The 13,012-nt window shown below is 71.0% G+C and carries 15 protein-coding genes and 1 pseudogene; 7 read left to right on the top strand and 9 right to left on the bottom strand.

The window, feature by feature from the left end:
• Together ACFO0C_RS35835 and ACFO0C_RS35840 are read right to left on the bottom strand one after the other, a co-directional pair.
• Nucleotides 1-412: pseudogene (locus ACFO0C_RS35835) on the bottom strand (hypothetical protein); the annotation flags it as partial.
• The gene (locus ACFO0C_RS35840; protein WP_378071214.1) at nt 406-1,143 is read right to left on the bottom strand and encodes an ABC transporter ATP-binding protein; all 738 of its coding nucleotides are present in this window, start codon (nt 1,141-1,143) and stop codon (nt 406-408) included. The gene ACFO0C_RS35840 and the pseudogene ACFO0C_RS35835, both read right to left, overlap by 7 nt.
• Before the next feature lie 91 nt (nt 1,144-1,234).
• Between ACFO0C_RS35840 and ACFO0C_RS35845 the strand changes: the two genes are divergently transcribed.
• From ACFO0C_RS35845 to ACFO0C_RS35865, 5 genes are all read left to right on the top strand, one after another.
• Nucleotides 1,235-2,467 (top strand): sensor histidine kinase, encoded by a 1,233-nt coding sequence (locus ACFO0C_RS35845; RefSeq protein WP_378071215.1) that lies wholly within the window; start codon nt 1,235-1,237, stop codon nt 2,465-2,467.
• Nucleotides 2,449-3,162, top strand: coding sequence for a response regulator (locus ACFO0C_RS35850; protein WP_378071216.1), 714 nt, complete (start codon nt 2,449-2,451; stop codon nt 3,160-3,162). Before ACFO0C_RS35845 ends, ACFO0C_RS35850 begins: the two co-directional genes overlap by 19 nt.
• Before the next feature lie 209 nt (nt 3,163-3,371).
• Entirely contained in the window at nt 3,372-3,854 is a 483-nt protein-coding gene (locus ACFO0C_RS35855) for a GNAT family N-acetyltransferase (RefSeq protein WP_378071217.1), read from the top strand.
• Nucleotides 3,855-4,050: 196 nt separating this feature from the next.
• A complete protein-coding gene (locus ACFO0C_RS35860; protein ID WP_378071218.1) occupies nt 4,051-4,437 on the top strand; it encodes a nuclear transport factor 2 family protein in 387 nt (128 codons plus the stop codon).
• A 5-nt stretch (nt 4,438-4,442) separates the two neighbouring features.
• The gene (locus tag ACFO0C_RS35865) at nt 4,443-4,913 is read left to right on the top strand and encodes a GNAT family N-acetyltransferase (RefSeq protein ID WP_378071219.1); all 471 of its coding nucleotides are present in this window, start codon (nt 4,443-4,445) and stop codon (nt 4,911-4,913) included.
• Here the strand turns inward: ACFO0C_RS35865 and ACFO0C_RS35870 are convergent.
• Nucleotides 4,894-5,376, bottom strand: coding sequence for a hypothetical protein (locus tag ACFO0C_RS35870; protein ID WP_378071220.1), 483 nt, complete (start codon nt 5,374-5,376; stop codon nt 4,894-4,896). The two genes, ACFO0C_RS35865 and ACFO0C_RS35870, sit on opposite strands and share 20 nt — an antisense overlap.
• A 61-nt stretch (nt 5,377-5,437) precedes the next feature.
• On the opposite strand from ACFO0C_RS35870, the gene ACFO0C_RS35875 reads away from it, so the two are divergent.
• Together ACFO0C_RS35875 and ACFO0C_RS35880 are read left to right on the top strand one after the other, a co-directional pair.
• The gene (locus ACFO0C_RS35875; RefSeq protein ID WP_378071221.1) at nt 5,438-6,679 is read left to right on the top strand and encodes a metal-dependent hydrolase; all 1,242 of its coding nucleotides are present in this window, start codon (nt 5,438-5,440) and stop codon (nt 6,677-6,679) included.
• Between the two features lie 29 nt (nt 6,680-6,708).
• A complete protein-coding gene (locus ACFO0C_RS35880; protein WP_378071222.1) occupies nt 6,709-7,617 on the top strand; it encodes an STM4015 family protein in 909 nt (302 codons plus the stop codon).
• Between the two features lie 20 nt (nt 7,618-7,637).
• On the opposite strand, the gene ACFO0C_RS35885 is transcribed toward ACFO0C_RS35880, so the two are convergent.
• From ACFO0C_RS35885 to ACFO0C_RS35910, 6 genes are all read right to left on the bottom strand, one after another.
• A complete protein-coding gene (locus ACFO0C_RS35885) occupies nt 7,638-8,825 on the bottom strand; it encodes a glycosyl hydrolase (protein ID WP_378071223.1) in 1,188 nt (395 codons plus the stop codon).
• Between the two features lie 96 nt (nt 8,826-8,921).
• Nucleotides 8,922-10,472, bottom strand: coding sequence for a histidine kinase N-terminal 7TM domain-containing diguanylate cyclase (locus tag ACFO0C_RS35890; protein ID WP_378071224.1), 1,551 nt, complete (start codon nt 10,470-10,472; stop codon nt 8,922-8,924).
• Nucleotides 10,473-10,533: 61 nt separating this feature from the next.
• Entirely contained in the window at nt 10,534-10,998 is a 465-nt protein-coding gene (locus tag ACFO0C_RS35895) for a MarR family winged helix-turn-helix transcriptional regulator (RefSeq protein WP_378071225.1), read from the bottom strand.
• Nucleotides 10,999-11,008: 10 nt separating this feature from the next.
• Nucleotides 11,009-11,893, bottom strand: a complete 885-nt coding sequence (locus ACFO0C_RS35900; protein WP_378071226.1) for a dioxygenase family protein — start codon at nt 11,891-11,893, stop codon at nt 11,009-11,011.
• Nucleotides 11,890-12,366: a deaminase gene (locus ACFO0C_RS35905; protein WP_378071227.1), complete on the bottom strand. Its 477-nt coding sequence runs from the start codon at nt 12,364-12,366 to the stop codon at nt 11,890-11,892. Before ACFO0C_RS35905 ends, ACFO0C_RS35900 begins: the two co-directional genes overlap by 4 nt.
• Nucleotides 12,363-12,998 carry a GTP cyclohydrolase II gene (locus tag ACFO0C_RS35910; protein WP_378071228.1) on the bottom strand — a complete coding sequence of 212 codons (636 nt, stop codon included), beginning with the start codon at nt 12,996-12,998 and terminating at the stop codon, nt 12,363-12,365. The genes ACFO0C_RS35905 and ACFO0C_RS35910 overlap by 4 nt, the downstream gene beginning before the upstream one ends.
• Between the last annotated feature and the right edge of the window lie 14 nt (nt 12,999-13,012).

Raw genomic sequence — 13,012 nt, forward strand, 5'->3', positions numbered from 1 at the left:
CAGCAGGAGTAACGGCGGTGGGGGAAGTGACGGCGGTGGGGGAAGCAGGAACGCTGAAGGGGGCAAGGACGGTGGAGGGGGCAAGGACGATGGGGAACACGGGGAAGGCGCGGTCGGCAACGGTGGGTGCGGCCCGGGACAGGGCGGCGGCTGCTGCCGGTGGCACGGGGTGGGGCTGGGCCAGCGGCTGGAGCCGGTCGCCGATGCGTGACGGGACGCGGAGGTGGTCGGCGCCGCGGACCACCACCGGGGCGCCTGCCAGCCGGGCAGGGGCCTGAGGGGCTGCGTGCAGTGTGGCGGCCAAGGCCAGGCCCATGGTGGCGATCAACGCCACACCGAGCGCCAGCGCTGTGAACGTGCCGACCAGTGTCGTCCAGCGTGATCGCAGACTGCTCAACGTCACCGTCAGCACGCGGTAGCCTCCATCCGGGTCATCCGGGCGGCCACCGCCGACGCCGATGGTGTGTCGAGAGTGCCGTGCAGGCGACCGTCGGCCAGGAACACCACCCGGTCGGCGTGGGCGGCTGCCACCGGATCGTGGGTGACCATCACGATCGTCTGGCCGCCGTCGTCGACCAGAGTGCGCAGCATCCGCAGCACCTCGCGGCCGGTCGACGAGTCGAGGGCGCCGGTCGGCTCGTCGCCGAACAGCACCTCGGGACGGCTGATCACGGCGCGGGCGATCGCGACCCGCTGCTGCTGGCCACCGGACAGCTCCTGCGGGCGGTGCCGGGCGCGGTCGGAGAGACCGACCCGCGACAACACCGCGCGGACCTCGCCGCGGGAAGGGCGGCGGCCGGCCAGGCGCAGTGGCAGAGCCACATTCTGCTCGGCGGTCAGCGTCGGCAGCAGATTGAACGACTGGAACACGAAACCGATCCGGTCGCGCCGCAACAGGGTCAGGCGGGTCTCGTCGAGCGCTGTCAGATCGGTCTCGCCGAGAAGCACCGAACCGGAGGTCGGCCGGTCGAGGCCGGCGGCACAGTGCAACAGCGTCGACTTGCCGGACCCGGACGGACCCATGACGGCGGTGAAGGTGCCCGCGGTGAACGAGAGCGTCAAGTCGTGCAGGGCTGTCACCGCGGCGTCGCCGGAGCCGAACCTCCGGACGACCTGGCGCAGGCGGATCGCGTCACGGGTCATGCGTCAACCCTGCCGCCCGCCGAACCCGGGCACAGCCCCACTGGATTTACTCTTCAAGGTAGTGCTGGCTATACCGTTTACAGTGGCCGCCATGCGCTTCCCGGACGTCCCGAAAGCGGGTCTCTACCTGCTCGCGAATGCCGTCACCGGCCTGCTCACGCTGCTGGTGTCGGTGCTGCTGTTCGCTGCCGGGGGAGTCCTCGCGGTTGTTGTCGTGGGCCTGCCGCTGCTGGCCGGGCTGGCCCTGATCGGGCTGCCGGTGGCAGCGATCGAGCGGCGGCTCCAGCGGCTGATCGACACCCGGCCGCTCCCACCTCGGCACCGCGTGCCACCCGAGCCAGGGCTGTCGTCCTGGCTGCGTACCCGTTACACCGAGCCGGGCACCTGGCGGGAGCTGGGCTTCGCCGGCCTGCTGATGACCGTGCTGTGGCCGGTCGACCTGCTGGCCGTGACTCTGGGCGTGACGGTGCCGGCGGCACTGCTGGCCACGCCCGTGCTGTTCGGCACGATCGGTGACGGTGAGCAGGTCAATGTGCTCAAGGCCTACCCGGTCACGTCGTGGGCGGAGGCGTTGCTGGCCTGTTCGGCGGGGCTGTTCGCCGCCGTGGCCTGCGCCTGTGGTCTGGTTCTGCTGGCCCGGCTGCGCGCGGTTCTGGCCCGGGCCGTGCTCTCCCCACGCCGTGACCTCGATCAGCGGGTGATCGAGCTGACCCGCTCCCGGGTGCGGCTCGTCGACGCCTTCGAGGCCGAGCGCACCCGCATCGAGCGCGACCTGCACGACGGCGCCCAGCAGCGGCTCGTCGCCCTGAGCGTGATGCTCGGCGTGGCCCGGCTCGACGCCGCCGGCGGGCCGCTGGCCGAGCAGCTGGCGCGTGCCCACGACCAGGCCGGACTCGCCCTGGTCGAGCTACGGGAGCTGATCCGCGGCATCCATCCACCCGTTCTCACCGACTTCGGGCTCGAGGCCGCCCTGACCGACTTGGCGGATCGGTGTCCCGTACCCATCGAGGTCGATTTTGACGTGTCCCAGCGGTTTGCCGCTGCCGTGGAGTCGGCGGCCTATTTCGTGGTCTCGGAGGCGCTGGCCAACCTGGCCAGACACTCCGGCGCCGGCCGCGGCACCATCTCCGGTGGTTATGCCGGGCGGACGCTGACCGTCGAGATCGCCGACGACGGCAGCGGCGGCGCCGACATCGAGGCCGGGACCGGGCTGCTCGGTCTCGCCGACCGGGTGTCGGTGGTCGGTGGCAGACTGTCGATGTCCAGCCCGCTGGGCGGCCCGACCCGAGTGATCGTGGAGATCCCATGCCAGGCTTGCGGGTAGTGCTCGCCGAGGACAGTGTCCTGTTGCGTGACGGTCTTGCCGGGCTGCTGACCAGATTCGGTCATGAGGTGGTCGCGGCGGTCGGTGACAGTGACGGGCTGCGCGACGCCGTCGCCGCTCATGCGCCGGACGTGGTCGTCACCGACGTGCGGATGCCGCCCGGGTTCCGTGACGAGGGTCTGCGGACCGCCCTGGAGCTGCGGCGGAAACGACCACGGTTGCCGGTCCTGGTGCTCAGTCAGTATGTGGAGGCGCGATACGCGACCGAGTTGCTGGACGCCGGTGACGGTACGCATCTCGGATACCTGCTCAAGGACCGGATCGGAGATGTCAGCGAGTTCGTCGACGCCCTGTGTCGGGTCGTCGACGGTGACACCGTGGTCGATCCGGAGGTGGTTCGGCAGATGCTGCGGCGCCGTCGAGACCCGCTCGCGGCGCTGACCGTGCGTGAGCGGGAGGTGCTGGCCCTTGTCGCCGAGGGTCGTTCCAATCTGGCCATCGCCACCGGACTCACCCTGGCCGAGGCGTCGGTGGCCAAACACATTCGCAGCATTCTGCAGAAGCTCGGTCTCCCACAGACAGATGAGACACACCGGAGGGTTCTGGCCGTTCTCACGTTCCTGCGTTCCGGGCCGACGCCCACCGACAGAGATTCACAGACCCCTTCCGGGGACGTTCGGCGGCTCAGTCGATAGTGGCCGACGATCGGCCGATGGGGTGTCTGGGGTCGGAGCGCGCGACAAGTGCTGGGTGGGCTGGTGACGCGGGCGATGACAGGTTCCGGGGCGGGCTGGGTGAGAGTCGGTGGGTCTTGAATGATGGTGGATGTCCTGATTGGCTGGCCGCCGTGATGGAACTTCTGGGGCTTGACTGGCCGCCCGCACCGATTCGGACCGAGCGGCTCGTGCTTCGGGAGGCCGAAGCCCGGGACCGGACGGCGTTCGTTGATTTGCTGGCGTCGCCGGAGGTGCACGCCTACCTTGGCGGGGCCCGGCCGCGGGACGAGGTCGAGCGGGAGATGCCCGCGGTGCCGGGGCGGTGGGTCGGCAGCTTCGTCGTCGAGCTCGACGGGGTGATGATCGGGCAGGTCCTGCTCAGGCGGGCGAGCAACCACCGGGTTCCGGCTGCCGAGGGGAAGGCCGATCTCGGCTACCTGTTCCTGCCTGCGGCCTGGGGAGCAGGCTATGCCACCGAGGCGTGCGCGGCGGCTCTCGACTGGCTGGGCCGGGCCCTTCCCGGCGAGGCGGTGGTGCTCACCACCCAGAGCGCCAACACCGGTTCGATGCGGCTGGCCGCGAAGCTGGGCTTCAGTGAGGTGGCACGGTTTCACGCCTGGGACGCCGAGCAGTGGGTCGGGCTGCGGCAGCCGGTCACCGCCGCTCCTTGAGGTGCGCCGAGCCGTCCCCGTTGATTCGCCGCAGGCGGCGGCGAGTGATCCGGCTGCCGGGCGGCGAGCGATCCGGCTGTCAGTGGCGAGCGGTCCGCCCGTGGGTGGCGAAGGATCGAACCGATGGCGGCGAGTTGGTCTTGCGTCGGGTTAGGGTCGCCGGTGGACCACTGCTGTTGATCTTCGAGGAGGACGTATGCACCCGTTCCGTCAGGCGGTCGAGGCCCGGGACACCGACGCGATCGAAGGTCTGCTGGCCGACGACGTCGTCTTCACCAGTCCGGTCGCTTTCAAGCCGTACCCCGGAAAGGCTCTGACCGCCGCCATCCTGCGCGGCGCCATGCGGGTCTTCGAGAACTTCCGCTATGTCCGGGAGATCGCCGACGGCCGCAACCACGCGCTCGTCTTCGAGGCCGAGGTCGACGGCAAGGCCCTGACCGGCTGCGACTTCCTGCACCTGGACGACGACGGCAAGATCGACGACATCATGGTGATGGTCCGCCCGCTCTCCGGCGCGAACGCGCTGGCCGAGGCGATGGCCGCCCAGTTCCCGCAGATCCAGCGCGAGGCCGCGGGGGCCTGACACCGATGGATTTCGCGATCGTACGGGTGGAACCGGGCCGCGAAGCCGACTTCGTCACGGGCCTGGAGTGGCTGTTCGCGCCGCCGGGCAGCCGGCCACCCGGCTGGGACCACGACCGTGCCGTCGCCCGCACCGCAGCCCTGCTCGGTGACGAGGACGTCGCGCTGTTCACGGCCCGCGCCGAAGACGGCGAGGTGGTCGGCGTCGCCAGTGTCTACCGGGACATCCTGTCGGTGCGGTTCGGCCGGCGCGCCTCGATCGAGGATCTCGCCGTGCACCCGCGATGGCGGTCCCGCGGTGTCGGCACGGCTCTGCTGACGGCCGCGCGGCGGTGGGCCGACGAGCACGGCGCCGACTACGTCTTCCTGGAGTCGGGTCTCGGCCGGACCGAGGCGCACCGCTTCTACCTGCGGGAGGGCGCGACGCAGGCGGCCGCCGCCTTCCGCTGGACCGGGTTCAGCGACCCGGATCGATGACCAGCCGGGCCCGGCGGGACAGCGGGCTGGCGCGGAGCCGGTCGGCCTCGCCGTCAGCGAGCGCCGCCGCGTCCACCTCGAACCGGGCGAGGACCGGGACGCCGGCACCGGCCAGGAACAGGGCGGGCAGCCGGTAACGGATCGGGTCGCCGTCGTAGGAGCGCAGGGCCAGCCAGATGTCGGTGACGGCCGGGAGGTCGCCGGAGAGCAGGCAGGTCACGGTCCGGGGATCCAGCGACGGTACGTTCGGCCCGGTCACTTCGTCGTCGAGGATCACCGACAGGCTGTGCAGCCGCGGCAGACGTAATGGCCGGGTCAGGGCGAAGTGGCCGTACAGCTCCAGGGTCTGCACCGTCGCCGACGCCTGGGCGAGCCGGTCGGTGAGGTCGCCGAGGCGGCCGTGGATCTCGTGGGCGTTCGTGAACGGGTCGGTCACGCCCAGCGTCATCCGCGTCGAGTCCATCCGCCAGTGATACACGGCCGCGTCAACGGTGTGATCACCGGCGGAACTAGGATCACCGGACATGGACAATCTGACGCACACGCTGATCAGCGTTCTTGTCGCTGAGACTGTCCACCGGAGTGTTCCGCCGTCGGCGGTGCTCAGCGACCGGACCCGCCGGACCGTCGCGATCACCGTGATGGCCGTCGGCGGCAACCTGCCGGACGCCGACGTCGTCTACACCACCTGGGCCGGCAGCACGCTCGACTACCTGCTGCACCACCGCGGGCACACGCACACCGTACCCGGGGCGCTCGGATTGTCGTTGTTGCTCTTCGCGGCGGTGCGGCTGTGGTGGTGGCGACGGAAGGTGACGCCGTCGGCGGCCGACATCGGGTTCCTGGCCGGGCTGTCGGTGCTGGCGACGCTGCTGCACATCGGGCTCGACTTCACCAACAGTTACGGGGTGCACCCGTTCTGGCCGGTCGACGACCACTGGTATTACGGCGACGCGGTGTTCATCGTCGAGCCGCTGCTGTGGGCGTGCGCGGCGACGTTGCTGTTCGTGCTGCCGGGCCGGACCGGGCGGGTCCTGATCGCGGTGGTGCTGGCGGCCGGGCTGGGGCTGAGCTGGTTCACCGGGTTCGTACCGCTGGGCTTCGCCGCCCTGCTGACCGTCCTCGTCGCCGGCCTCGCGGCGCTCAGCCGATGGGCTCCGGCGCGGGTGGCGCTGGCCGCCGGCATCGTCGCCTGGCTGGCGCTGACCGCGACCTTCGTGCTCACCAGCCGGACCGCCGAGAGCCGCATCGAGGCGCTGCTCGCCGAGCGGTTCCCGCAGGCCCGGACCCTGGACGTGGTGCTGACCCCGATGCCGGCCAACCCGGTGTGCCGGGAGTTGCTGGCCGTGCAGACCACCCCTGAGCTGTACGTTCTCCGTCGCGGGTTCCATTCGCTGGCGCCCGGGTGGATCTCCGCCGAGCGGTGTGCGGAGCTGTTCCCGTCGGGCGCCGAACGGACCGCGCCGCTCGTTCCGGTCGCGCAGCCGGCGACCGCCGAGATCGCCTGGGCCGGGGAGCTGGCGCTTCCGGCCGGGCTGTTGCCGGGGCTGGTCGGCGACTGGTGCGCGGTCGACGCGCTGCTGCAGTTCGCCCGGGCGCCGTGGGCGGTCGCGGACGGTGCCGGGTGGGTCGTCGGTGATCTGCGGTACGACCGTGAGACCGGCCTCGGGATGGCCGAGGTGCGGGTCGGGCCGGGTGAGGACGAGTGCCCGCAGCTGCCCGCCCCGTGGATCCCGCCACGCGAGGATCTGTTGACGGGCCGGTGAACGGCCGCCCTTTTCGTTACCGTCTCCCCGTGTCCGTTCATGACTATGTGGAGACGTTCGCGGGACTGCCCGTCCACCGCTGGGACTGGGGTGTGCCGGAGGACCCGGCGGCGGTGGCCTGGTGGATCAACGACGACTACGGGCGCGAGCGGCTCACCGAGGTCTTCGAGGAGATGCTGGAGGTCACCGGCGAGGGCGGTCCCGTCGCGCTGATCGTCGGCGACTGGGGCGAGCCCCATCGGCAGCCGTTCCCGGTGGGCCTGCTCACCGGCAACGCGGGCCGGCTCGGTGCGCTGCGTGCGTTGTTCATCGGTGAGATGTCGTCGGAGGACTGCGAGATCTCCTGGATCAGGCAGGGCGACATCACGCCGTTGCTGGAGACGTTTCCGGATCTGCGGCATCTGTGGGTGCGGGGGTCCGAGGGTCTCGTGCTGCGCCCGGTGCGCCACGAGGGGTTACGCGAGCTGGTCCTGCAGTCCGGCGGGCTGCCCGCCACTGTGGTCCGTGGGCTCGGCGCGTGTGATCTGCCCGCGATGGAGGAGCTGGAGTTGTGGCTGGGCGTCGCGCGGTATCGGGGTGACGCCGATCTCGGCGATCTGGCGCCGATCCTGGCGGGGCGGCCGATGCCGGCCCTGCGCCGCCTCGCCTTGCGTAACGCCGAGATCGCCGACCAGGTCGCGGCCGCCGTCGCCGCCGCCCCGATCGTCGCCCGGTTGCGGGTGCTGGACCTGTCGCTGGGGGCGCTCGGTGACGCCGGAGCCGAGGCGCTGCTGGCCGGTCAGCCGCTCACCCACCTGGAGCAGCTGGTCCTCAACCATCACTTCCTGTCGCCTGAGCTGGCGCAACGGCTGGTCGACGACCTGCCCGGCGTCACCGTCGACGTCGACGACGTGCAGGCCGAGGAGGAGTGGGGCCGCTACACCGCCGTCAGCGAGTAACAACCCCACCCATCGGCTGATCAGCAGCGGCCGAGGTCCTGCCACTGCTCGGTCCAGCCGGGCTCCGAGCCCTGCGTCCAGTACCTGGCCTTCCACAGGTGCACGCCGTCGCCCGACTTGGGGCCGGACGGGTCGCCGTACCGGCTCCGCTCGTGTTTGACGGTGTTTCCGCCGGTGTAGACCGAGCTGAACTGCCAGTTCGGTGCGGTCGAGCAGTTGCCGGCCGGGACCGACGGTGACGGCGAGCCGGGCGTCGAGGGTGTCGGCGACGACGGGTTCGACGGCGACGGGTTGGTGCACGGGCCGGAGGTGGCGACCGTGTCGGTGAAGCGGGTGCCGGCGGTCCGGTACGACGCGGTCTGCGAGCTGACCTGGGCCGGGCTGAGCACCTGGTTCTTGGCGAACAGCACCCAGTCGACCTGCTCGATGTAGGTGGACTGCCCGCCGGTGTGGGTGGCGGTGTCGATGAACCACAGGTTCCAGTTGATCGTCATCGTCTGGCGGGGGAAGTACTTGCCGCCGTGGTCACCGACCTGGACGCCGTCGATCCAGTAGACGACGTGGCCGTTGGCGACCTGCGCGACCAGGTCGTGCCACCCGTCGAGGCTGGACCGCTGTTCCGAGTGCAGGTTGTCGGCGAACCAGGGCTCGTTGCGGTACGTGTACCACGTCGTCTGGTAGTTGATCGGCCCGGTCTCACCCCAGCCGCCGTTCGGCAGGTACTCGGAGATGTCGAGTTCGCTGTAGGTCGGGTCGAGGTCGCCGTTGAGCGGGCTGATGGTGAAGAACGTCTGGTTGATGTGGTCGCCGTCGTTGCCGCTGACCGGGGTGTCGGTGAACCGGACCCGGCTGGCGTAGGTGCCCTCCAGGTAGCGCTTCTGCGTGGAGTAGAGCTCGGCGTGACTGGTTCCGGCGGCGGTGCCGTCGGTCGACGCGGTCAGCTGCATCACCTTCTGACCCGCGTTGGTCGGGAAGGTGATCGCGTTCGGCGACCAGTTGGCGCCGGGGACACCCGGTCCGCCCTGGTAGCTGCGCGGCGTCCAGCCGTTGGCGGTCAGTGCCGGGTCGGCGGAGGAGGTGTAGTGGAAGTCGTCGAACAGGTAGCCGCAGTCGGCGGCGGAGGCGGTGCCGGCGTTCAGTGCCACCACACCGACGGCCGCCAGAACCGTCGCCGCGGCACCGCCGAACAGGCGTTTACCGATGGACATGGGCGCAGACCTCCCTGGGGAAGGAGCATACTTTTCATTAAACCTTGTTGCCGATGAAAATTACGACCGTCACGGCAGCAAGTCAATAATGAATTTCTATGTCCCGATCTCCGCGGGGGAGCGGCCGACCGTGACCCGGTTACGGCCGTCCGCCTTCGACGCATAAAGGGCCACATCAGCGGCGCTGATCAGCGCGCCGACATCGCCGGTCCCCGCGGCCTCAGCGACACCGGCACTGAACGTCACCGCGATGTCGGTTCCACCGAACCGCACCGGCGTCTGCTGCACCCGCCGGCGCAGTGCCTCGATCCGGGCCGTCGCCTCGGGCACGTTCGCACCGTCGAGGACCAGCGCGAACTCCTCACCGCCGTAACGCGCCACCACGTCACCGTCCAGGCCGGCCGTCGCCAGCACGCCGGCCACCCGCCTCAGTACCTCGTCGCCGCCGGGGTGGCCGTACCGGTCGTTGACCTGCTTGAAATGGTCGATGTCGATCAGGGCCACACACAGCGGGCGCCCGGTCTCCACCCGCGCGGTCAGCTCGGCCATCAGGTGACGACGGTTGTGCAGGCCGGTCAGCTCGTCACGCACCGCCTGCTCGGCCAGATCACCGCGGAGGATCTCGATGATCTCCAGCTGGGTACGGAGCTGGTCGTTCGCCTCCTCCAGGGCCAGGCGCTGGCGGTTCTGCTCGGTCACGTCCCGGGCCACCAGCAGGCGCGTGGCGGAGGTGTCCAGCACGCTGACCCGTACGCTCAGATCGATGCCGGTCCCCGCGATGTCGGTGACGCTGAACTCGGCGTCCTCGGCCGGCAGCTCGCCGAAGATCTCGGCGGCGTCCCGTTCCAGCAGCGCCAGCAGGCGGCCCGCGGCGGGATTGTGGTCGACCACCCGGCTCCGGCCGTCCACCACCACGACCAGGTCGGACATGGTACGGATGAGCTCCCGGTAGGTGACCGGTGCGGAGGCCGGAGCCGACCCGTGACGGACCACCCAGTACATCACCGGGGCTCCCAGCGCGAACCCGATCGGTGTCAGATCGACCAGCCTGCCACCGGACAGCGAACCGGCCACATTCATGGCGAACGACGGCAGGGAGGCCAGGACGGCCGGCAGGTAACCGCGGTAGCGACGAGGGTTGCGGGCGTACATCCGGAATATCGTGATCCCCGACAGGACCACCATCAGATAGCTGTAGCCGGCATGGACCCAGAACAGCGGCCCGAACACCGCGTTGAGCACTCCGTCGACACCGGTCGGGCTCAGGTGGTCGATGAACAGGTGATGCCACGGGTTCGACGCCAGCGCCACCGTGGTCAGGACCGGTTCGACCGCGAGCAGTGCGGCCGAACCGCGACGAAGGCGCCACGAGCGGTCGGTGAGCGCGCGTGAGGTCGCCCACCACCCGGCGACCAGAGCGAAGATGCCGGGGTACGCCAGGGACAGCACCCACAGCACGGTGTCCGGCTCGCGGGCGAACAGCCCGGTCAGCGACAGCGCCGACCACCAGCCGGCACCCGCGGCCAGCACCGTGATCGCGCCGAACCCGGCCGCCTCGGCCCGGCGCCGCCAGGACCGCACGCCGACCGACACCGAGATCACGACAGCCGCGGCGAAGATCACCGCCAACACCGGCAACGCCGTCACCGCACCTCCCACCGTCGACCCCTCCCGATCGGCGGCCGCGCGGTGATCCTGAGAAGGCGGGTCAGGTGTCGCCGGTGAGGGTGGGCAGCAGCTTGGCGGTGATGGCGCGCAACCGGACCACGTCCTCGTCGCTGAGGTGGTCGAAGACCAGGCGGCGGACCTCCGTCACGTGACCCGGCGCGGCCGCCGCCAGGACGGCGAAACCGGCGTCGGTCAGGTGGGCGATCTGGCCACGCTTGTCGGTCGGGCAGGCACGCCGGGCCACCCAGCCGCGTTGCTCCAGCGTGGAGACGGCGTGCGAGAGCCGGGTCGTGGTGGTGCCGGCCTGACGGGCCAGCTCGGTCATCCGCATCGCGCGTTCCGGGCGGCTGCTCAGCGCCGACAGGATGTGGTAATGCGTGTGCGGCAGGGCGGCGTCCTCGCGGAGCTGCTGGTCGAGCGCGGTCGGCATCAGCATCAGGATCTGGGCGAGATTGAGCCACGCGCCCATCTCGGTGTCGCTCAGCCAGTGCGGGTCGGTGGTCACGGCGTGGTCCTCAGGCGGTGTGGAACGAGCGTTTGGCCAGGCCGATCGAGAACCCGTCGATCGCCGTGGTCACCCCGGCCGTCGGGTCGGCGGCCGCACCGAGCGTGATGAACAGCGGGGTGAAATGCTCGACGGTCGGATGCGCGTACGGCATACCCGGCGCCCGGTCCCGGAAGGCGGCCAGCTCGTCGACGTCCCCCCGGGCCAGGGCGTCGGCGGCCCACGCGTCGAAGTCGGCCGACCAGCCCGGCACCTCGCCCGCCAGCATCGCCCGGGTGATGAACCGCAGCCCATGGGTCATGAACCCGGACCCGACCACCAGCACACCCTGCTCCCGCAACGGCCGCAGCCGCTCACCCAGGCCGAGCAGCGTCGTCGCGTCGTGCGTCGGGATGCTCAGCTGCAGCACCGGGATGTCGGCCTCCGGATACATCACCTTCAGCGGCACCCAGGCGCCGTGGTCCAGCCCGCGGCCCGCGTTCTCGTGGACGGTCTGCGGGATCAGCGCCCGCACCTGCCGGGCCAGGTCGCCGGCGTCCGGGGTGTCGTAGCGCATCCGGTAGTAGAGCGGGGCGAAGCCACCGAAGTCGTAGACCAGCTCGGTGCCGGAGCTGCCGGACAGGGCCAGCGGTGCGGACTCCCAGTGGGCGCTGACGATCAGGATCGCCGTCGGCCGGGGCAGGTCGCGGGCCCACGTGTGCAGCTCGGTCATCCATGCCGGGTCCTCGAAGGTCGGCGGCGCGCCGTGGCTGAGGTAGAGCGCGGGGATCGGCCCGTCGGCCGGGGTCCATGCCCGGTGCGGCCGGTCGAGGGCGGCCACCCGGTGCAGGTGCTGCTGGAACGGGTGTGCGCCGGGGATCAGCGCGTCGGCGAGGGCGGTACGGCTCGGGCTCATCCGATGATCTCCAGCCGGGCGGAGGGCAGCAGGACATGACTGTTGACGGCGCGGACCTGATCGGCGAGCTCGGGCAGTTCGAGTACCTCGACGCCGTGCCGGCGCAACGTCTCGACCCCGTCGCAGTCGGCGAACAGGATCGGCTCCCGCCAGGCCAGCACGACCCGGCCGACACCGGCGTCCAGGATCAGCCGGCTGCACGTCGCCGGCCGGGACCGGCGGGCGGTGCACGGCTCCAGCGACGTGTAGAGGGTCGCGCCGGACAGGTCGGGAACCGGGCGGCCGGCGAGCCGGGCCAGCGCCTCCTCCTCCGCGTGGTGGTGCGGGTGCGTCTCGCCGGTGTAGCCGGTGGCCAGCACCGACCCGTCGCCGCCGACGATCACCGCGCCGACCGCATACCGGTCGGTGACCCGCGGTGCGAGCCGGGACACCCGGATCGCCTCACTGAGCCAGAAGTGGTCGGCGACGCTCATGACGCGATCGCCGTCAACGGCAGGTCGAGGGTGTGCGCGGTGTGGTCGCGCTTGGTGGTCAGGTAGCGGGCGTTCGCGGCGGACAGGTGCACGCCGGTCGGGACCCGGTCGGTGACCCGCACCCCGAGTGCGCCGAGCTGTACCGCCTTGTCCGGGTTGTTGCTGAGCAGCCGGATCCGGCTCACGCCGAGGGCGGTGAGCATCTGCGCCGCGGCGGTGTAGTCGCGCTCGTCCTCGCCGTGCCCGAGCGCCAGGTTGGCCTGGTAGGTGTCGAGGCCGGTGTCCTGGAGAGCGTAGGCGTCGAGTTTCGCGTACAGCCCGATGCCGCGGCCCTCCTGACGCAGGTAGAGCAGGAAACCGCCGGCCGTGGTGATCCGCTCGGCGGCCTCGCGCAGCTGCGGGCCGCAGTCGCAGCGCTCGCTGCCGAACACGTCGCCGGTCAGGCACTCGCTGTGCGGCCGGACCAGGGGTGTCGCGTCACCGGCGGCCGCCGCGCGCCAGTCGCCGAGCCCGAGGGCGAGGTGTTCCCGGCCGTCCGACAGGCCGGTGAAGGTGAAGACCCGGGCCGACGTCGAGTATCCGTCCGGGAACCGTAACGGCACCGTCACCTGCGTGCGAATGTGCGCCGTCATCGCGTACCCCCAAG

Origin of the sequence: Actinoplanes subglobosus, assembly GCF_042650585.1 — a bacterium.
Taxonomy (GTDB): Bacteria; Actinomycetota; Actinomycetes; order Mycobacteriales; family Micromonosporaceae; genus Actinoplanes; species Actinoplanes subglobosus.